Source organism: Massilia sp. LMS1-1-1.1 (genome assembly GCF_040815535.1).
GTDB lineage: Bacteria > Pseudomonadota > Gammaproteobacteria > Burkholderiales > Burkholderiaceae_D > Janthinobacterium > Janthinobacterium aestuarii.
Window position 1 is genome coordinate 137994 of record NZ_JBFPNG010000066.1, and the last position, 20345, is coordinate 158338.

Genomic DNA, 20345 nt, shown 5'->3' on the forward strand with positions numbered 1-20345 from the left:
TCAGACAAGCTAATTCACAACGTCACATTAGAACTTGTAGTTGCCGGTGACGTAGAACGAACGCATCATTGGATCGGCGTAGCGTGGGTCGAAACCGATCTGGTGGCCCGACGAAGCGCGCAGCGACAGCGGTGGTGCACGGTCGAACAGGTTTTTGATGCCTGCGCGGATCGTGGTTTGCTTGTCAAAGGCGAAACGTGCTTGCCAGTCGAACGTCGTGTACGACGGTACTTGCAGACGGAAACCCTTCACTTCTTTTGCGGCTGCCACGTCGTACACGGTAGCGGCTGCATCGGTGTAGCCGTTACGGTAGTTGACCGTTACCGTGTTGCTCAGGCGGCCTGTGTCCAGGGTCGTCGTCAGCTTCATCAGATTGCGGAACGTGACTTCATTGGTGTCGCCGAAGAAGTTCATGTTGCTGGTGTAGATATTGTCGCTACCTGCTTTGGTGTAGTTAGCGTGCAACATGTGCGTACCGCTCAATTGGGCGGTCAGCTTACCGAAGGAAAACTTGTGGTTGGCCGACAGATCCCAGTCGATACCACGGTATTCCTTCTTGCCGATGTTGACCGACAGTTTCTTGAACGCGTAGTAAGCGATACCGGTCGATGGTTCGATGTATTCGCCGAAGCTCGACGCATACTTGACCGGATCGGCAAATGCCTGCTCTTCGGACACTTCCGACACGGCGTTGCGCAGTTTCACGTCCCACAGGTCGGCGCCGAACGAGAAGGCCGCGCTAGGCTCGACACGGAAGCCCAGGGTGAACTGCTTCGACTTTTCCGATTGCAGATCCGGATTGCCTTGCGATACCGCATTGTATTGCGTTGCTTCCGCGCGGCACAGTGCGTTGCCTGGGTATGGGCAGTCAAATTTCTTGGCGGTAAAGCCTGCATTGACCAGTGGCTGAGCAATTTCCAGCATGCTTGGCGCCTTGAAACCCGTGCCGTAGGAACCGCGGATCAACACGGTCTGTACCGGCTGCCAGCGTGCCGATACCTTGTAGGTATTGGCGCTGTCTTTTTTGCCGACAGTTTTGTTGTTCAGCTTGTCATCGATCGCCTTGACGGCATCGTGACGGCCGCCAACGGTCATTTCGAACGACTTGGTCAGCGGAGCCAGCAACTCGACGAACGCGCCGTAGGTGTCGCGGCTCATGTCGTATGCGGCCTTGGTGTTGAAGTTGTAGATATCGTCGCCGGTGGCATTGCTGCCTGGCGATTGCTCATAGGTATAGGTGCGGTAGTCGCCGCCGATACCGAGGCTGGCCTTGCCGCCTGGCAGGCTGAACAGTTCACGCGAGCCGTGCGTGTCGACGCCGCGCATCGTGGTCGATGCGGTACGCACGGAGCCAACGAACTGCGCGCCAGCGACTTGCGCTTGCACCGATGGTTTTTGCGTCGCTGCAAACGGGTTGAAGTCCGGATTGGCGAGGATGTTCTTGAACTCCTGGCTCTTCTGGTAACCGCCCGTGTAGCGCTCGTCGATCGAGTTTTGCGACCAGGTCAGGCCGCTTTCGAAGTTCCATGCGCCCAGTTCGCCTTCCACACCAACGACCATGTGTTTGGTTTCGGTGATGGTGTTGCTGGCGCGCAGGCCGAAGTCGGTGCTGCGGTAGTTTGCCGTCACCGATTTGACGTCGGCGCGTTGCGCTGGCGTCAGGTATGGCGATACATAGGTGTTGTACAGCGCGCTGTCCTTGGCGATCGCAATCGGGATCGGATTGGCGGCGATACGCGCCGTCAGGTCGTAGCGCGAGTAAGCCAGTTCGGCGAAGGCGTTCAGGTTGTCGTTCAGCTTGTACGTTGCTTTGGAGAACAGGCTGTCACGCTTCGATTGCGGCACGATTTCCACGGTGGAACCCGTGTCGAAGCCACAAGCGCGTGCATTGGCGGTGGTGACTTCGAAACCGTCAGGGCACTTGCCATTTTGAGCCAGGTAAGGCGAAAACGCGGTCGATGTAGCACCGCTCTTGTAGGCCACGGTGGCGCCTGCTGGCGAACCCGAGGTGCTGGTGCGATCCCAGGTGTAGTTCTTGCCGTTGCGGCTGAATGGCACGAAGGAGGTAGCGGCGAAATCGCGGTCGGTGGCGCGCAGTTTCGATTGCTCGTCATGGCGGTACGACAGCAGCACGTTGAAGCGGTCTTCGTCCAGGTCGCCAAAACCGTAGGTGACGCTGGTATTCCAGGCGTTGCCGCCTTTGTCTTCCGGACCGCCGTAGGTGGCTTCCAGGGTGGCGCCTTGCTGGTTCTTCTTCAGGATGAAGTTCAGTACGCCGGCAATGGCGTCCGAGCCGTACAGTGCCGAAGCGCCGTCGGTCAGGATTTCGACGCGCTCAACAGCGCTCATCGGAATGGCGTTCAGGTTGACCGTGGTGCCGGAACCTTGTGGCGCGATGCGGCGGCCGTTCAGCAGTACCAGGGTGTAGGACTCGCCGATACCGTGCAGCGATGCACTGGTATTGCCGCCCGAGTCGGAGCCGGCAGCAACTGCGCCGATGGTGAAGCCTTGCATGGCTGGCAGGGCCTGGATCAGGTCGGCTACCGAAGTGGCGCCCGATTTGGCGATCGCTTCTTGCGACAGGCGCTGTACAGGCAGTGCGCCTTCCACAGCGATACGCTTGATACTCGAACCGGTAATTTCAACTTTTTGGATTGCTTCGTCCGCCATGGATTGGCCGGAGAACAAGACGCTACCTGCCAGTACGGTCAGGGCCAGACGTACGCTGCGTACGCCAATTTTTTCTTTAAATGCCATTGTAACAATTACTCCGTAGTAGTTTTAATAACGACAAGCGGTACACGAGCACCGATATAGCCATTGGGTAGATGGTCTGCGGTGCTCGTGTACGGTAGGCGGAACCACGTCGGTGGGAGGTGGAAGACTACTTGGTGCAATATTGTTATAAATGCACTTTTAACTTGTCGAGGCAAACATTATGTCGTCTCAGCAAGAAAAAATGCACCTTAACCGTGTCGGATTTGGCAATAAATTCGAGATACTGAAGAATATTTGATTTAAATGTTAAATATAGATTTTATATTTATAAATATCTACGTTTTTAAAAATGATTGATGGCGTTTTTTTGCAACATAAAATTACTGTATTGGCAATTTGATGTTTTGCCAGCAATAATTAGATGAAAAAGGTTGTATTGTAGAATTTATGCAAAGCGAAAAAACGTAAAAAAGCCCGCTGAAAGCGGGCTGGCCAAATTGTGACAGAGTGTCAGTCAGAGCGTTGGCCGCTCGGCTTTTGCGCCCCGTCCCGCCATCGGCTTACAAGGGCTGGAACACGCCGGCGGCGCGGTTCTTTTGCACATTGTCCCAGGCGAAGATCTGGCCATTCATGGCTACGTACACGCCGGCTGGCAAGGTTTGCGCCACGCCGCAGGCAAAGCCCAGGTTGAACAGGGCATCGGAGTTGTCGATTTCATAGGGAATCATGGCACCCGTCAAAATCACCGTTTGCTGCAGGTTCGCCGCGCCCAGCACTTGCGCCGTTTCGCGCATGGTGTCGGTGCCGTGGATGATGACGATGGCTTTCTCGTGTGCCGCGCGGCACGAGGCCAGCACGCGCTGGCGGTCCGCATCCTGCATGTCGAGCGAATCGAGCAGGGGCAATTGCTCCAGCGCCACGGGCGCCGTCATGCGCGCGCGGGCAATCGCTGCCGGCAAATGACTGTCGGAAAAGCCCAGGGTGCCGTTCAATTCGTTGTAGTGCTTGTCGAAAGTGCCGCCGGTGGCGAGTATGCGCAATGTCATGATGTGGTCACGATGTCAGTGGAGAATGACGCGCATGATAGCGTGGATTGGCAGCGTTGCGTGAATGGCGGGCCCGCTGCGGGCCGTTGCAGATCGCATCTGGAAAATTTGGCCATCTGTGAGTACACTGGTTTCTTTGTTTGCCTGCCACCCCCGACTCCGTATGAAAGCGCTCGCTCCCGGCACCGTCATTTTTCACCGCCACCGCGGTTACGGGGTGATCACGTCCGTCAATCTGCTGACGGGCTGGATCGCCGCCCGTTTCGGCAGCGAAGCGCGTACCCTGGACCTGAACCTGTCGACCGATGACGTGCAGTTTGCCGATGGCGAAGCGATCCTGTTTCGCCGCGCGCCGCCGGACCGCATGCCGCACGCGCGCCTGATGGCCATGGTGCGCGAACTGCACCAGGCAGGCTATCAAAAACTGTATCTGTATTCCTGGCCCAAGCCGTCCGGCCTGCACTGGCGCTGGCATTTGTTTACGGGGCCGCGCGACTGGATGCAGCGGCCCTGGCGCGAAGGCTGGTATGGCTCGGGTGCCGATTACAACGTCAACCCCGTGATGGGCTGGGGCGATTCCCCGGGCGCCACCACTGGCGAGCTGATCGATGCCCTGGCCCGTTTCGACCCGCAGGGGCTGGCGCAGGCGCTGGGCCGCGACGACGACCATAGCGAGTGGTTTGGCCGCGTCTGCGACGCTTTATTGCCCAATTACATGTACAGCCTGGATATGCAGCGCACCGCAGGCGAGCCGCTGCAAGACATGCCGCCCGTACCGGTCGTGGTCGTGCGCGCCAGCGTGGCGCCATATGCAGGCCCTCAGATCGCGTGGCCGCCCGGCTGGGCCGGGCTGTGGCGCGGCCGGCACGTGCTGTCGGCGCCCGCCATTCGCATCACGGGCGAGCCGGATCTGTTGAAAGGCTTTCAGCGCTCCTGAGGGACTTGCCGCGGGTGCTGCAACACCTCGGGATTGAGCAGGCGCGTGCATTGACCCTGCGCAAAATCGACGATGTTTTGCAAGGCGTAGCGGAAATACAGTTCATAGCTGTCACGCTCGACGTAGCCCAGGTGGGGCGTGGCCAGCACGTTTGGCAGCTGCAGTAGTGGCGAGCCTGGCGGCAGCGGCTCGTCCGTAAACACGTCCAGCGCGGCGGCGCCCGGGCGCCCCTGCGGCAGGGCTGCTTCCAGCGCGCCATCGGCCACCAGCTCGGCGCGGCTGGTGTTGACGAACAGGGAAGCCGGCTTCATGCGCGCCAGGTCCTCGGCCGTTACCAGTCCCCGCGTCTTGTCGGACAGGCGCAGGTGCAGGCTCAGCACGTCGGCCTGCTCGAAGAAGGCCTCGCGCGACTCTGCCGCCGTATCGCCAGCCGCCACAGCCGCCGCCCGGCTCGCTTCGCTGCCCCACACGAGGATGCTCATGCCGAAGGCGCGGCCATAGCCGGCAATCAATTGCCCGATCTTGCCGTAGCCCCAGATCGCCAGGGTGCGCCCTTTCAATACCGTACCGAGCGTGTTGCGCGCTGGTTCCAGCGACGACGTCTGCCACAGCCCCTCTTGCAAATGTTGCGCGTACGGCACGATCTTGCGCTGCGCCGCCATGATCAGCGCCCATGTCAGTTCGGCTGGCGCCGTAGGCGAGCCGATGCCTTCCGCAATGGCGATGCCCAGCTCGGTGGCGGCCGCCACATCGATGTGGCCGCTGACCTTGCCTGTTTGCGAAATCAGTTTCAGATTCGGCAGTTTCGACAGCAAGGCCCGGTTGAAACTGCTGCGTTCGCGTATCAGTACCAGCGCGTCGAACGGCGCCAGGCGGATCGCCAGCTGGCCCAGGCCCCGCGCCGTATTGCTGAACACTTTGACCTCGTGGCCGGCAAGCAACTGGAAGCAATCGAGGCCGCGCACGGCATCCTGGTAATCATCGAGTATGGCAATTTTCATGGTGGATGGCCGATTTTAGTGAGGATTTGGTAGGGAAATAACAGGATACGGGAAATGCTGAATAGCCTACTACATTAGTCAAGCTATTCTCCTACATTTTTGCGAGAATAGCTGTTATGCGGGTGTACAATCGCCGGCACTTTTGCAGCTTCCTGATTATAGTGATAGCGCAAACTGTTCCTGCAGCCCGGGAGCATGATCCAGGTAAATGCCGCCGGCGCGAGCGCCGCGGCGGACACGACACCAGAGCCCTGCCCGCGTGAACACGCCGCCCGCAGTGAGCCGCAGCCACCTCTCAACGATGCTGCCTGTCTTGCCGGAACGACCAGAATTTCTTTTATTGGTATTGGAGGTAATATGAATCAGCCCGTCATGGGTGGCGTCGCCGCACTCAACGTTCCAGCTTATATTAAACAACAGAAACTGATCAACTGGGTGGCCGACATTGCCGCGCTCACCAAGCCAGACCGCATTTACTGGTGCGATGGTTCGCAAGAAGAGTACGAGCGCCTGTGCGCCGAAATGGTTGCCAGCGGCACCATGAAAAAGCTCAATGCCGACAAGCGCCCGAATTCCTACCTGGCCTGCTCCGACCCGAGCGACGTGGCCCGTGTCGAAGACCGCACGTATATCTGCTCGGCAACGAAGGAAGCGGCCGGTCCGACGAATAACTGGACCGAGCCTGGCGAAATGCGCCACACCCTGAACGGCCTGTTCGATGGCTGCATGCGCGGCCGCACCATGTACGTCGTGCCATTCTCGATGGGCCCGCTGGGCTCGCCAATCGCGCACATCGGCGTGGAACTGTCCGACTCGCCTTACGTCGCCGTCAACATGAAGATCATGACCCGCATGGGCCGTGCCGTGTACGACGTGCTGGGCACCGATGGCGCATTCGTTCCATGCGTGCACAGCGTGGGCGCACCGCTGGCTGCCGGCCAGGCCGACGTGAAATGGCCGTGCAACAGCACCAAGTACATCGTGCATTTCCCGGAAACGCGTGAAATCTGGTCCTTCGGTTCCGGCTATGGCGGCAACGCCTTGCTGGGCAAGAAATGTTTCGCCCTGCGCATCGCCTCGAACATGGGTTACCAGGAAGCGCAAGCATCGGACGACAACCCGGGCTGGCTGGCCGAACACATGCTGATCCTCGGCGTGGAATCGCCGGAAGGCAAGAAGCATTATGTGGCGGCAGCGTTTCCATCGGCTTGCGGCAAGACCAACTTCGCCATGCTGATCCCGCCGGCAAGTTTTAATGGCTGGAAAGTGACCACCATCGGCGACGATATCGCGTGGATCAAGCCAGGTGCCGATGGCCGTCTGTACGCGATCAACCCGGAAGCGGGCTACTTCGGTGTGGCGCCGGGCACCAACGAAAAAACCAATTACAACTGCATGGCGTCCATGCGCGACAACACGATTTTCACCAACGTGGCGCTGACGGACGATGGCGATGTCTGGTGGGAAGGCTTGACCAAGGAAGCGCCTAGCCATTTGATCGACTGGCAGGGCAAGGACTGGACGCCAGCGTCCGGCACCAAGGCGGCGCACCCGAACGCCCGCTTCACGGTGGCGGCGACGCAAAACCCGGTCATTGATGCTGCCTGGGACGATCCGGCTGGCGTGCCGATCTCGGCCTTCATCTTCGGCGGCCGCCGCTCGACCACCGTGCCGCTGGTCACGGAAGCGCGCAACTGGATCGAAGGCGTCTACATGGCCGCCACCATGGGCTCGGAAACGACGGCCGCTGCCGTGGGCCAGATGGGCGTCGTGCGCCGCGATCCATTTGCCATGTTGCCATTTATCGGCTATAACATGAGCGATTACTTCCAGCACTGGCTGGACATGGGCGTCAAGGTGGGCAAAGTCAACCCGGCCGCCCTGCCGAAGATCTATTGCGTCAACTGGTTCCGTACGGACGAGGCTGGCAAGTTCGTCTGGCCTGGCTTTGGCGACAACATGCGCGTGCTCAAATGGATGCTGGACCGTATCGAAGGCAAGGCCGGCGGCGTGGAAAATCTGTTCGGCACGACGCCGCAGTATGGCGACCTGAACTGGGATGGCTTGCCATTCACGCAAGAACAGTTCGACACCATCACCTCGATCGACAAGGCCGCGTGGGTGGAAGAATTGAAATTGCATACGGAGTTGTTTGAAAAACTCGCGTATCATCTGCCGCAGGAATTGGCAGACAACAAGGCTGCGCTGGAAAAGCGGCTGAGTGCGTAATTAAGTTAGCGTAAAGCGGCATCTGACAAGCGTAGCGAGCGGCAGTGATTTATGGCTAAGAAGCGCAACCGTGCTGAAGCACGGTGAGCATCGCATGCCGCAAAGCGCGCCGCGCAGTAGCTTGTCAGGTGTTGAGAGTTGTAGTGGGGGAGAAACACGCCGGCAAAGACTGGCGTGCGATAAATGACACGCCGGCAATGACTGGGGTGCTATCAAAAAGAGAAACGGCGCGGATTGCATGAGCAATCCGCGCCGTTTTTTATTGCGCTGCCGTCGTTATTGCTTGAGCAGCGGCCCCAGGTATTTACCCGTCACGCTGGCCGGGTTCAATGATACGTCTTCCGGCGTGCCCGTCGCGATGATCTGGCCGCCGCCAGCGCCGCCTTCCGGACCGAGGTCGACGATCCAGTCGGCCGTCTTGATGACGTCGAGGTTGTGCTCGATGATCACCAGAGTGTTGCCCTGGTCGCGCAGTCGGTGGATGACTTTCAGCAGCAAGTCGATGTCGTGGAAGTGCAAGCCCGTCGTCGGTTCATCGAGGATGTACAGGGTGCGGCCCGTATCGCGCTTGGACAATTCCAGCGACAATTTCACGCGCTGCGCCTCGCCGCCGGACAGCGTGGTGGCGCTCTGGCCCAGCTTGATGTAGCCGAGGCCCACGTCGAGCAGGGTTTGCAGCTTGCGCGCGATCAAGGGGACGGGCTTGAAGAATTCATGCGCTTCCTCCACCGTCATGCCCAGCACTTCCGTGATGTTCTTGCCCTTGTATTGCACTTCCAGGGTTTCGCGGTTGTAACGCTTGCCGTGGCACACATCGCACGGGACGTAGACGTCGGGCAAGAAATGCATCTCGACCTTGATCACGCCATCGCCCTGGCACGCTTCGCAACGCCCGCCCTTCACGTTGAACGAGAAGCGGCCCGCGCTGTAGCCGCGTTCCTTGGCCGTCGGCACCGTGGAGAACAAGTCGCGGATCGGCGTAAACAAGCCCGTGTACGTGGCAGGATTCGAGCGCGGCGTGCGGCCGATCGGCGCCTGGTCGACGGAGATGACCTTGTCGAAGTGTTCCAGGCCACTGATCGACTCGTGCGGCGCCGGTTCCGTCTGCGAACCATACAAATGGCGCGACAGGGCCGGATACAGGGTATCGTTGACGAGCGACGACTTGCCTGAACCGGACACGCCCGTTACGCATGTCATCAAGCCCACAGGCAAGCTCAGCGACACCTTTTTCAGGTTGTTGCCCGTCGCGCCAGTAATGACCAGCTGTTTTTCCGGATTGCTGGCGTGGCGCTTGGCTGGCACGGCGATCTTCAGCTTGCCGTTCAGGTATTGCGCCGTCAGCGATTTCTTGTTTTTGAGAATGTCTTGCAGGGTGCCTTCGGCGATGATTTCGCCGCCGTGCACGCCCGCGCCGATGCCCATGTCGACGATGTAGTCGGCCGTGCGGATGGCGTCTTCGTCATGCTCGACCACCAGCACGCTGTTGCCGATGTCGCGCAAGTGTTTCAAGGTTTCGATCAGGCGGTCATTATCGCGCTGGTGCAAGCCGATCGACGGTTCATCGAGCACATACATGACGCCCGTCAAACCGGAGCCGATTTGCGACGCGAGGCGGATGCGTTGTGCTTCGCCGCCGGAGAGCGTGTCGGCGCTGCGGTCCAGCGACAGGTAGTCGAGGCCCACATTGTTGAGGAATTTCAGGCGCGAAATGATTTCTTTGACCACGCGGTCGGCGATCTCTTTCTTGGCGCCCGTCAGTTTCAGCTTTTCAAAAAATTCCAGGGTCTCGCGCAGCGGTTTTCCCGCCACTTCATAGATGGCGCGCTGCTGCTTGCCCGTGCCGACCTTGACGAAGCGCGCTTCCACCCGCAGGCGCGCGCCATCGCATGAGGGGCAGCATTTTTCATTGATGAACTTGGCCAATTCTTCCTTGACGGCCATCGAATCCGTCTCGCGGTAGCGGCGCTGCAGATTGTTGACCACGCCTTCGAACGTGTGTTCCTTGATGACGGTGCGGCCCCGTTCGTTGACATAGGTAAATGGAATCACTTGCTTGCCGGAACCGTACAACACGGCTTGCTGTGAATTCAAGTCCAGCTGCTCGAACGGCATGTCCAGGTCAAACTCGTAATACGCGGCCAGGTTCGACAGCATCTGGAAGTAAAACTGGTTGCGGCGGTCCCAGCCCTTGACGGCACCCGAAGCGAGCGACAGGTTCGGGAACGCGACGATGCGTTTCGGGTCAAAGAATTCAATATGTCCCAGGCCGTCGCATTCGGGGCAGGCGCCCATGGGGTTGTTGAACGAGAACAGACGCGGTTCCAGTTCCTGCAGCGAATAGCCGCACACATTGCAGGCGAACTTGTTGGAGTACACATGCTCCTGGGCGGTATCCATTTCGTAGGCAATGGCGCGGCCATCGGCCAGACGCAGGGCTGTTTCGAAACTTTCCGCCAGGCGTTGCTTGATCTCCTGGTTCACCTTGACCCGGTCGATGACGACGTCGATCGTGTGTTTTTCCGTTTTCTTCAGTTTCGGCAGGTCATCGACTTCATAGATCTTGGCCGCATGCGTGCCGCTCTGCACGCGAAAGCGCACGAAGCCCTGCGCCTGCATCTGCTCGAACAGGTCCACGTGTTCGCCCTTGCGGTTGGCAACGACGGGCGCAAGTATCATCAGCTTGGTGTCTTCCGGCATGGCCAGCACGGCATCGACCATTTGCGACACGGATTGCGCGGCCAGCGCGTTTTCTGGATGGTCGGGGCAGTAGGGCGTGCCCACGCGCGCGTACAGCAGGCGCAGATAATCGTGGATTTCCGTCACGGTGCCCACCGTCGAGCGCGGATTGTGCGACGTTGCCTTCTGTTCGATGGAGATGGCCGGCGATAAGCCTTCGATCAGGTCGACATCGGGCTTTTCCATCAACTGCAAAAACTGGCGTGCATAGGCCGACAGCGACTCGACATAGCGGCGCTGGCCTTCCGCGTACAAGGTGTCGAAGGCCAGCGACGACTTGCCGGATCCGGACAAGCCGGTAATCACGATCAGCTTATTGCGCGGCAAATCGAGATTGATATTCTTGAGGTTATGCGTGCGAGCGCCGCGAATGCGGATCTGTTCCATGTGATTGCCTTGCTTTCAGTGAGTGGTGCGGCCGGCGCATTGTGCCTGGGTGCGGATGAGGGGCCACAACGGGTCAACCTGTAACTATAGCCGGGTTTTGCTCTGCATGCCTGAGGCGTCCATGGGCGGATTGCGCCGCCGGGCGAACGTGCCCTGACAAAGTTTGATGCAGATGCGTACTGACGTTTGAATACTGTATATAATACCAGTATTCAAGTTTCTTGTTTTCCCCTGCCGTGAAAAAAACGTGCTGCCGCACGGGAGATGGCGTCCGCCAGAAAGCGGGTGCTTTGCGCCGCGTGGTCGCTTATAATCCTCGTTTAGTACACTAAACTAACGCGCGGGACACCGGCTCCCGCTGCAGTTCATCAGGAGTTATTCATGGCATCAGTCAACAAAGTCATCATCGTCGGCAATCTGGGCCGTGACCCGGAAATCCGCTACATGCCTAGCGGCGACGCGATCGCCAACATCGCCGTGGCCACTTCGTACAAATCGAAGGACCGCAACACGGGCGAACAAAAAGAATTGACAGAGTGGCACCGTATCTCGTTCTTCGGCCGCCTGGCGGAAATCGTCGGCCAATACCTGAAAAAAGGTTCGTCCGTCTACGTCGAAGGCCGTCTGCAAACCCGTAAGTACACGGACAAGGACGGCGTCGAGAAGTACGCAACCGACATCATCGCGGAACAGATGCAAATGCTGGGCGGCCGTTCCGGCATGGGCGGCGACGCCGGCGGTGGCGATGACAGCTACGGTGGTGGCGGTGGCGGCGGTTACGATGCCCCGGCCCCACGCCAGGCGCCAGCCCCGCGTCCAGCTCCGGCACCGGCGCCACGCCCGGCACCGAAGCCAGCTCCGAACTTCTCGGATATGGATGACGACATTCCGTTCTAAGTACGCCGTTCTGACGCCTGCCGTCAGACACTGTCTACAAGAGCCTGCTTCCTCCGTGAAGCAGGCTTTTTTTATGCGTACGGGCGTTTTATGCGCACGGGCGCTAGAAGGCACTCCGTGACGCATGGTCACATTCCATAGCAAGAAGCGGATGGCGGCGCCGTCCCGATGCTGGTCTGATGGTGGTTTTGACGACGCCGGAGAACAGCATGGATTTTCGTATTACGGGCTTGTCGCCCGAACCTTTTCTGCCGTTTTTTTCCTTGTCCGATGCCGAGTTAACGGCGCTCGGCATGCGGCGCCAGGTGGTCGACCAACACCCCGGATTTCCTGACCGCATAGCGCTGGTGGACGCCGAACTGGGCGAGACCGTGCTGTTATTGAATCATGTGTGCCAGCCCGCCATGACGCCTTACCGGGCTTGCCACGCCATTTTTGTCCGCGAGGGCGCCACGCAAGCGTACGATGCCGTCAACCAGGTGCCGCAATCGATGCGGCTGCGCCTGTTGTCGCTGCGCGCCTATGCTGCCGATGGCATGATGCTCGATGCCGACGTGGTGGACGGCACTGCCATGGAAGCCCTCATTGCACGACTATTCGCCAATGCGGACGTCAGTTATATTCATGTTCATAATGCCAAGCGGGGCTGTTACGCGGGCCGTATCGACCGCGTCGGCGGCTCTCTTGCTTAATCGCGCAAGCCCATCTCCAGACTGTAGCTGGCCACGGCATTCCTGCGCGCAGCGTTGCGCATCAGGTAAACCTGTACCGTGTACTCGCCATCGGCCGGCAGTTTTGCCTGGTAGCTGTTGCCGCCGGATGAACCGATGAACAGGGCTTCATCCTGGCCTGGCTGGCGGATGTTGAAGTAATTCGACGGTTGATTGGTCTTGAGCTTGACGCTGAGGGTTTGGCCGGCCTTGCCTGTTACCGTGTATTCGGCTGTGGCGTAGCCCTTGATCTTGCCTTTCACGCTGTGCACGGTTTTTCCTGCCGTCAGTTCCACTGTTTCCTTGTGGACCGGGTCGGCGCTCCAGGCGGGCGTGGTGAAAACGAGGGCCGCCAGCAGCAGGCTGGCGCGGATGGGCAGGTGGCGATGCGGCATGGGGACGTCCTTTGAAGTGGTGCCAGCGCGCTCGCCGGCGATGCTGGCCATGTTACCCCAGGTGCCGCCATTGGCCAGTACGGCAGCGCTCGCATAGCGTGTTTCGGTGCATTTTTTTTCTCCTTTCTTGACCTGTGCGCTTTTTCCGGGCGCGCACGTTTCAAAGCGCGGAAAAAGACGAAATTCAGGTAGGCTGAAGCGTCTCTTCTCACTACTCTGAAAGGAACGCAGCATGGGTATTTCCGGAAAAGTCGCGCTGGTCACAGGTGCCGCGCAAGGTATCGGCAAGGCCATCGCCTTGCGCCTGGCCAAGGATGGCGCCGATATCGCGCTGGTGGATTTGAACCAGGAAAAGCTCGACACGGCCGCCGCCGAAGTGCGTGCGCTGGGCCGCCGCGCCGTCACTTTCATTGCTGACGTGTCGCAGCTCGCTCAGGTCACCGAAGCGGTGGCGTTTGCCGAGCAGGAGCTGGGCGGCTTCGATATCATCGTCAACAATGCCGGCATCGCGCAAGTGCAGCCGCTGCTCGACGTCACGCCGGAAGAGGTCGACCGCATCATGCGCATCAATGTGCAAGGGACGCTCTGGGGCATCCAGGCGGCCGCCAAGACCTTCAAGAAGCGCAAGCAGAAGGGCAAGATCATCAATGCCTGCTCCATCGCCGGGCACGACGGCTTTGCCTTGCTGGGCGTGTACTCGGCCACCAAGTTTGCCGTGCGCGCGCTGACGCAGGCGGCCGCCAAGGAACTGGCGGCCGACGGCATCACCGTCAACGCGTATTGCCCTGGCGTCGTCGGCACGGACATGTGGACCGAGATCGACAAGCGCATGGCCGAAGTGACGGGCGCCGAGCTGGGCGCGACGTATAAAAAATATGTGGACGGCATCGCGCTGGGACGCGCCGAGACGCCGGACGACGTGGCAGGGCTCGTCTCCTTCCTGGCGGGGCCCGATGCCGATTACATGACGGGCCAGGCGCCGCTGATCGATGGGGGATTGGTGTACCGTTGATGCCATGAACGGGGATGCAGCGGGCCGTCCTTGCCCTGCAGATAGCGTTTCAGGGTCCTCTTCTGGGCTTCCCCGACAGGGCGGAGGGAGGAGTGACGTGGTGCTACACTCGTCATTTCAGCGACGCCATGCGGCGGAAAGACGGACCATGCCGATAGCCCAGAACATGACATTACGCGCCGTTGCCCCCGGCGAAGAAAGGGCGCTGGCGCAGCTGTTCCAGCTGTACTGTTACGACAACGCCGCCTGGAGCGGCGAAGACGTGCTGGCCGATGGCCGCTACGACGTGTGCGATGCCGGGCTGGCCGAGTATGTGCATGCGCCCGGGCATACGGCCGTCTGGATCGAGGTCGACGGTGCGCTGGCCGGTTTTTTCATCACCGAGCCCGGCATGGCGGGCAAGCTGCCGGTGCAGGAATTCAGCGATTTCTTTATTTTGAATAAGTACCGGCGCCGGGGCTTGGCGCTGGAAGTGGTCCGGCGCGTGCTGCTGGGCAGCGAGCAAACGTGGATGGTGGCGACGTTCCGCGCCGATGCCGCCGCCTGCGCGTTCTGGCGGCAGGCGTTTGCGCGCCTGCCGTTTGCCAGGATCGAGGCCTATGACGATCCGGACTTGCCGCAGTTTCAGCTGACGTTGCTGAAACCGGCGGCCTGAGCTGGATTAGAAGCGTACTTTCACATACGCCGACGGTCCCGTCAGGCGGATGTTCAGGTCGGCATCGCGTTCGCTGTCGCGGTGCAGCTTGATTTTCGAGATGCCGTAATCGGCCACGAAACCGATATTTTTGAACGGGAACCATTCCACTCCGACATTCCCGCCGTAGATGTGACCGTTGATGCGTCCGCCGTTTTTCTTGATGCCCGACGCTTCCGCATACATGCGCAAGTCCGGCGTGAAGGCATGGCGCCAGCCCACTTCCAGCAGCGGTGCAAACGCGTGCTCGCCGATGGAATCGCGCGCCGTGGCCGTTTCGCCATTGACGACGCCGGTGGCCGTGCCTTTCAGGTTGGCATGGTAGTAGGCGGCGCCCAGGCCGATGCCAAAGGTGTCGTTGCCGCTGCCGAGCCACCATTTATACGCCAGCTTGGCCAGGTCCAGCTTCAGATCGGCATTCGCCGTGGCCGTGCCCGTCACGGGCTGGCCATTGATGATGGTTTCGCCCGTCAAGGTGGGCGTGTAGGATTTGTCGTAGCGGTAGTAATCGAAGGCCAGGCCATGGCGGTCGCCGATCAGCAAGTCCGCTTTTACGCGGGGAATCGTGGTGTGTCCAGGCTTCGATTCGGGCGCGTCGATGCGGCCAAATTGCGTGTCGGCGCCGATATTGATGCGCGGATCGGCGGAAAAGGCGCCTACTGAAATGCTGACACGATCCAGAGTGGGAGATGGCTCGGCCCGTGCAGTGGCGGCCGCCGTGGCGATGCCCAGCACGCCCAGCATCATGGCGCCGCGCAAGGCGAGGTGGTGCGGGCGGGGTGGGGACAGGCGGGTGGACACGGACATGGCAGACATGGGGCAACTCCTCAAAATAAAGTGAAAACTGTCGCGACGCTTTGGGCGGCAGTGCAATGAGGAAATGGTAGCAATTGTTACATTTAGATCACGTAGCCGCACGGCGCAAATTGCCGTCGGACTTGTCCTACCGCCGGTCAAGCAACTGTAAAAACTGGTAATGAAGGGATGTCAACGATGCAGGAAATCATGGAACTGCTGACGCCGCGTCTGGTACTGCGGCAATGGCGCGACAGCGACTTCGCGCCGTTCGCGGCGCTGAATGCCGATCCCCGCGTGATGGCCTATTTTCCTGCGGCCCTGTCGCGCGAGGCCAGCGACATCATGGCGAAGCGCTGCAGCGGCCTGATCGCCGAGCGGGGTTGGGGCTTGTGGGCCGTGGCTTTGCGAGAAAACGATGCCCTCATCGGCATGACGGGCTTGCATATTCCTGCTGTGCAACTGCCATGTTCGCCGTGCGTGGAAATCGGCTGGCGCCTGGCATTCGATTACTGGGGGCAAGGTTATGCACAGGAAGCCGCACGGGCCGCCCTGCAGGCAGGTTTTGCGCGCTTGCAGCTGCCGGAAATCGTCGCGTTCACGGCGCTGCCCAACTTGCGCTCGAGCACGCTGATGGCGCGCCTGGGCATGCGTCGCGATGTGGACACTTTCGAGCATCCGGCCCTGGCGCCAGGACACGCATTGCGCACGCATTGCTTGTATCGTCTGACGCGCGCAGAATGGTGTGCACAGGAGGGAACATGAGAATCGCCGCCATATCCGATATCCACGGCAACCTCGAAGCGCTTGACGCCGTGCTGGCCGACATCGCCCGGCGTGGCGTGGATGTGACCGTCAACCTTGGCGATATCGTCTCGGGCCATCTGCAGCCGCGCGCCACGGCGGCGCGCCTGATGGCGCTCGGCCTGCCCACCATCCGCGGCAACCACGAGCGCCAGCTGTTGGGCGATCCGGCCCGCATGGGTGTGTCGGACGCCTATGCGCGCGCGCAACTGCTGCCGGAACAACTGGACTGGATTGCGGCACTGCCCGCCACCTTGCGCCTGCGACACGATGTGCTGCTCGTGCATGGCACGCCCGCCAGCGACCTCGTGTATTTTCTCGACAGCGTCACGCCGCAAGGCAGCCGCGCCGCCACGCCGCAAGAAGTGGCCGAACGTGCCGGTGAGGCCGACGCCGCGTTGATCCTGTGCGGCCACACGCACATGCCGCGCCAGGTACGCCTGAATGATGGGCGGATGATCGTCAACCCGGGCAGCGTCGGCTTGCAAGCCTACGACGACGACCATGGTTATCCGCACGTGATGGAAAACGGCACGCCGCATGCGCGCTATGCGATTGCCGAACAGGGCGCCGATGGCCGCTGGACGGCGCAGTTATACGCCGTGGAATATGACTGGGAAAAGGCGGCCCGGCTGGCGCTGGCCAACGGCCGGCCCGACTGGGCCACGCCCTTGCGCACGGGCCGGGTTGGCGTGCTTACCTGAACTCTTCCGCCACCAAGTTGTACTTCTGCATCTTGTGGTACAAAGTCTGTTTCGGCAAGCCGAGCACCGCGCTCACTTCGCTGACGTTGCCCGCATATGCGCGCAGTTCCTGCTCGATCAATGCGCGTTCGAAGCCGTTCACCTGCTCCGCCAGCGACAGCGGGCTGGCTTGGCCGCTCGCCAGCAGGCTCGAGGCGCCACCGGCGATGCCGAGCACGAAGCGGTCGGCGATATTGCGCAGTTCGCGCACATTGCCGGGCCAGGAATGGGCCATCAGGTTGCGCATCTGCGCGCTCGAGACGACGGGCGCGGCGCGGTTGTAGCGGGCGGCGGCGGCCAGCACGAAGTGTTCAAACAGGATGGGAATATCCTCGCGCCGCTCGCGCAGCGGCGGCAGGTGCAGCACGATCAGATTCAAGCGGTAGTACAGGTCGCTGCGGAATTTTTGCTGCTGCGACAAGTCTTCCAGGTCCAGCTTGGCCGCCGCGATGACGCGCACGTCGACGGGCGTGGCCACGTTCGAACCGAGCCGTTCGATATAGCGTTCCTGCAGCACGCGCAGCAATTTCACTTGCAGCGACAGGGGCAGGCTTTCGATTTCGTCGAGGAAGAAAGTGCCTTGGTCCGCGTGCTCGATCTTGCCCACCTGCCGCTTGGCCGCGCCCGTAAACGCGCCCGGTTCGTGGCCGAAGACTTCGCTCTCGAATATGCTTTCAGGAATCGCGCCGCAGTTGACGGCGACGAAATTGTGCTTGCGGCGGTGGCTGAAGTCGTGCAGGCAGCGGGCCACCATTTCCTTGCCCGTGCCCGTATCGCCATAGATCAGCACATCGGCCGGTTCGTCGGCTACGTCGAGTATCAAGCGCCGTATGTCGCGCATCGCCACGGAATTTCCCAATAACCGCGCTTCGATGCCGCCGCCGTCCTCGAGCTGGCGGCGCAGGCTGTGCACTTCCAGGGTCAGGCGCCGGGTTTCCAGCGCACGCAGGATGACGTCGACCAGCTGGTCGGACGAATACGGTTTTTCGATGAAATCATAGGCGCCTGTGCGCATGGCATGCACGGCCATGGTGATGTCGCCATGGCCTGTAACGAGGATCACGGGCAGGTTGGCATCGAGCGTCTTGACCGCTTGCAGCAATTCCAGGCCGCTCATGCCGGGCAGGCGCACGTCGCTCACGACGATGCCGGGGAAATCGGGCGTCAGCAGTTTATAGGCCAGCTCGGCCGAGTGAAAGGCCAGCACGTCCAGGCCGGCCAGTTGCAATGCCTGCTCGCTGCCTTCGCGTACGGTGGGGTCGTCTTCGACCAGCAAGACCTTCAAGCCGTCAAACATGTTTTTCCTCCTGCGTTGCTATCTGTAGTTCGATGGTGAAGATGGCGCCGCCGCCGGGGGCGTTTTCGGCGCGCAGCACGCCGCCGAACTGGCGCGTGATCTGTTCGGAAATGGCCAGTCCCAGGCCCAGGCCCAGGCCTTGCGGTTTTGTCGTGAAGAATGGTTCGAACAGGTGTTCATACACTTCCGTCGACAGGCCCGGTCCCGTGTCGGCCACGTGGATCAGCACATGCTCGGGCGTGCATTCGACGGACACGCGCAGGCTGCGCACGTCGCTGCCATTCATGGCGTCAAGCGCATTGGCGTACAGATTCACCAGCACCTGTTCCAAGCGGTTGCTTTCGCACATGGCGAAGATGTCTTCGGGCGGCAGTTGCAAAGTAAAACGCACATTTTCCACCTGCAATCGGCGTTCGACGAGGAACAGGGCATTACTGATCGCTGTGGGGATAGACACGGAGGTCAGGCTGGTCGTCGACTTGCGCGCAAAAATCTTCAATTGGCCCGTAATGGTCCCCATCCTGGCCGCAATTTGCGATATCTTCGCCAGGTTGCGCCGCGCATCGTCGAGCCGCCCCCGCTCGAGCAGGATGACGGCGTTGTCGGACATGGTGCGCAGCGCCGTCAGCGGCTGGTTCAGTTCATGCGTGATGCTGGCCGACATTTGCCCGAGCACAGCCATCTTGCCAGCCTGGAACAGTTCGTTTTGCGTGATGTGCAGCTTTTGCTCGGCCTTGCTGCGCACCTCGATTTCCTGGCTCAGGCTTTGCGTCATGGCATTGAGTTCCGACGTGCGTTCCTCGACCATGGCTTCCAGGTTATCATAGGCATGCTGCAAGTCTTCGCGGGCGCGCAATTTTTGCGCCACGGCCGCGCGGCGCTGGCGCAGGTAAAAGAACAGCAGCATGAAAAAGCCCAGTAGCACGCACGAGAAGGCGGCCGCCGCGCGCGCGCTGGCCTTGGCCTGAGCCAGGTCGGACAAATAAATGAAAGTCCAGCCTTGCGGCGACTTGAGCTTGATCTGTGTCATGACGCTGGAGCTGATCTTCGGCGGCGTGTCGGCGTGTTCCTGCTCGCGCACGCTGATCACGCGGGCGCCATTGCCCAGCTGGCGGTCGGAAACGAAAGGGATGGCGGCCAGCTGCTTCGAATAGTACTGGCGCGTGCGGTTGAGTTCTTCGACGATGGCGGGCGACAGCGGCGCCAGGGTCTTGTACTTCCAGTCCGCCATGGAGCTGAGGAAGATGACGCCGTGCTCGTCGGCCAGCATGACCTTGTCGGCGCCTTGCACCCAGCGTTTTTCCAGGGTTTCCAGGTTCACCTTCACCGTTGCCAGGCCCAGCATGTGGCCATTCTGGTAAATGCCGTGGGCAAAGAAGTAACCTGGTTCCAGCCGTGTCGTGCCCACGCCATAGAAGCGGCCCGGCGTGCCGCGCAGCGCATCCTGGGCGTAGGGGCGGAACGAGATATTGTCGCCAATAAAGCTGTCGGGCTGCTGCCAGTTGCTGGCGGCCCGCGTGTTGCCATCGAGGTTGCTGATGAAAATGGTCGACGATTTCGCCTGGGCATTCATCTGCTCGAGGTAATGGTTGACCGTATCGACCAGTACCGGATCTTCCGGGTGCTGCAGCAGGCGGATCACGTCGCGGTTCAGCTCCAGCGTCTTGGGCAGGAAGTCGTATTTTTCCAGCGCATTTTCAAGGCTGCTGACATACACTTCCAGGCGCTGCGCGCCGCTGGCCTGCAGCTTGCCGATGGCGATACGTTCGGTCCAGAAATACACGAGCCAGACGGTGGCCAGACAGGCGGCCAGCACCACGCCCCAGGCCAGCGTTTCGCGGCCCGACCGTTGCGACAGGCGCTGGCGCCAGGAAAGGGAGGGTTTGGTAGTACTGCTATTCATAAAATCAGCTGCCAACTTGCAAGAACCCACAGTATCGC

16 protein-coding genes are annotated in these 20345 nt (G+C 60.5%); 8 read left to right on the plus strand and 8 right to left on the minus strand.

Features of this window, described 5'->3' with window-relative positions; genetic code table 11:
• Window positions 1-27: 27 nt before the first annotated feature.
• Both MRBLMS1_RS28640 and MRBLMS1_RS28645 read right to left on the minus strand, forming a co-directional pair.
• Window positions 28-2757 (minus strand): TonB-dependent receptor, encoded by a 2730-nt coding sequence (locus tag MRBLMS1_RS28640; RefSeq protein ID WP_128140577.1) that lies wholly within the window; start codon window positions 2755-2757, stop codon window positions 28-30.
• Between the two features lie 521 nt (window positions 2758-3278).
• Complete coding sequence (locus tag MRBLMS1_RS28645) at window positions 3279-3764, minus strand: asparaginase domain-containing protein (RefSeq protein ID WP_034754431.1); 486 nt, start codon at window positions 3762-3764, stop codon at window positions 3279-3281.
• 163 nt (window positions 3765-3927) lie between these two features.
• Here MRBLMS1_RS28645 and MRBLMS1_RS28650 point away from each other — a divergent pair, with 163 nt between their 5' ends.
• The gene (locus MRBLMS1_RS28650; protein WP_485883744.1) at window positions 3928-4701 is read left to right on the plus strand and encodes an L-asparaginase; all 774 of its coding nucleotides are present in this window, start codon (window positions 3928-3930) and stop codon (window positions 4699-4701) included.
• On the opposite strand, the gene MRBLMS1_RS28655 is transcribed toward MRBLMS1_RS28650, so the two are convergent.
• Window positions 4689-5702 carry a D-2-hydroxyacid dehydrogenase family protein gene (locus MRBLMS1_RS28655; protein ID WP_485883746.1) on the minus strand — a complete coding sequence of 338 codons (1014 nt, stop codon included), beginning with the start codon at window positions 5700-5702 and terminating at the stop codon, window positions 4689-4691. The two genes, MRBLMS1_RS28650 and MRBLMS1_RS28655, sit on opposite strands and share 13 nt — an antisense overlap.
• Window positions 5703-6059: 357 nt before the next feature.
• Here MRBLMS1_RS28655 and MRBLMS1_RS28660 point away from each other — a divergent pair, with 357 nt between their 5' ends.
• Window positions 6060-7931, plus strand: coding sequence for a phosphoenolpyruvate carboxykinase (GTP) (locus MRBLMS1_RS28660; protein WP_485883748.1), 1872 nt, complete (start codon window positions 6060-6062; stop codon window positions 7929-7931).
• A 276-nt stretch (window positions 7932-8207) separates the two neighbouring features.
• Here MRBLMS1_RS28660 and uvrA read toward each other — a convergent pair whose 3' ends face one another.
• A complete protein-coding gene (gene uvrA, locus MRBLMS1_RS28665) occupies window positions 8208-11057 on the minus strand; it encodes an excinuclease ABC subunit UvrA (protein ID WP_034754422.1) in 2850 nt (949 codons plus the stop codon).
• Window positions 11058-11438: 381 nt separating this feature from the next.
• Here uvrA and ssb point away from each other — a divergent pair, with 381 nt between their 5' ends.
• Window positions 11439-11954, plus strand: a complete 516-nt coding sequence (gene ssb, locus MRBLMS1_RS28670; RefSeq protein WP_034754418.1) for a single-stranded DNA-binding protein — start codon at window positions 11439-11441, stop codon at window positions 11952-11954.
• Between the two features lie 209 nt (window positions 11955-12163).
• The gene (locus MRBLMS1_RS28675) at window positions 12164-12646 is read left to right on the plus strand and encodes a DUF1203 domain-containing protein (RefSeq protein ID WP_139092000.1); all 483 of its coding nucleotides are present in this window, start codon (window positions 12164-12166) and stop codon (window positions 12644-12646) included.
• Here the strand turns inward: MRBLMS1_RS28675 and MRBLMS1_RS28680 are convergent.
• Window positions 12643-13059, minus strand: a complete 417-nt coding sequence (locus MRBLMS1_RS28680) for a hypothetical protein (RefSeq protein ID WP_128140571.1) — start codon at window positions 13057-13059, stop codon at window positions 12643-12645. The genes MRBLMS1_RS28675 and MRBLMS1_RS28680 overlap by 4 nt on opposite strands.
• Before the next feature lie 232 nt (window positions 13060-13291).
• On the opposite strand from MRBLMS1_RS28680, the gene MRBLMS1_RS28685 reads away from it, so the two are divergent.
• Window positions 13292-14071, plus strand: a complete 780-nt coding sequence (locus MRBLMS1_RS28685; RefSeq protein WP_034754412.1) for an acetoin reductase — start codon at window positions 13292-13294, stop codon at window positions 14069-14071.
• A gap of 148 nt (window positions 14072-14219) precedes the next feature.
• Complete coding sequence (locus tag MRBLMS1_RS28690) at window positions 14220-14726, plus strand: hypothetical protein (RefSeq protein ID WP_485883752.1); 507 nt, start codon at window positions 14220-14222, stop codon at window positions 14724-14726.
• A 6-nt stretch (window positions 14727-14732) separates the two neighbouring features.
• On the opposite strand, the gene MRBLMS1_RS28695 is transcribed toward MRBLMS1_RS28690, so the two are convergent.
• Window positions 14733-15581 carry a porin family protein gene (locus MRBLMS1_RS28695; protein ID WP_456148003.1) on the minus strand — a complete coding sequence of 283 codons (849 nt, stop codon included), beginning with the start codon at window positions 15579-15581 and terminating at the stop codon, window positions 14733-14735.
• A 189-nt stretch (window positions 15582-15770) separates the two neighbouring features.
• Between MRBLMS1_RS28695 and MRBLMS1_RS28700 the strand changes: the two genes are divergently transcribed.
• Window positions 15771-16325, plus strand: a complete 555-nt coding sequence (locus tag MRBLMS1_RS28700) for a GNAT family N-acetyltransferase (protein WP_252867081.1) — start codon at window positions 15771-15773, stop codon at window positions 16323-16325.
• Complete coding sequence (locus tag MRBLMS1_RS28705) at window positions 16322-17068, plus strand: metallophosphoesterase family protein (RefSeq protein ID WP_139091996.1); 747 nt, start codon at window positions 16322-16324, stop codon at window positions 17066-17068. Before MRBLMS1_RS28700 ends, MRBLMS1_RS28705 begins: the two co-directional genes overlap by 4 nt.
• Here MRBLMS1_RS28705 and MRBLMS1_RS28710 read toward each other — a convergent pair.
• Complete coding sequence (locus MRBLMS1_RS28710) at window positions 17061-18404, minus strand: sigma-54-dependent transcriptional regulator (RefSeq protein WP_128140567.1); 1344 nt, start codon at window positions 18402-18404, stop codon at window positions 17061-17063. The two genes, MRBLMS1_RS28705 and MRBLMS1_RS28710, sit on opposite strands and share 8 nt — an antisense overlap.
• On the minus strand, window positions 18397-20307 hold the full coding sequence (locus MRBLMS1_RS28715) for a sensor histidine kinase (RefSeq protein ID WP_034754394.1): 1911 nt from the start codon (window positions 20305-20307) through the stop codon (window positions 18397-18399). The genes MRBLMS1_RS28710 and MRBLMS1_RS28715 overlap by 8 nt, the downstream gene beginning before the upstream one ends.
• Window positions 20308-20345: the final 38 nt, after the last annotated feature.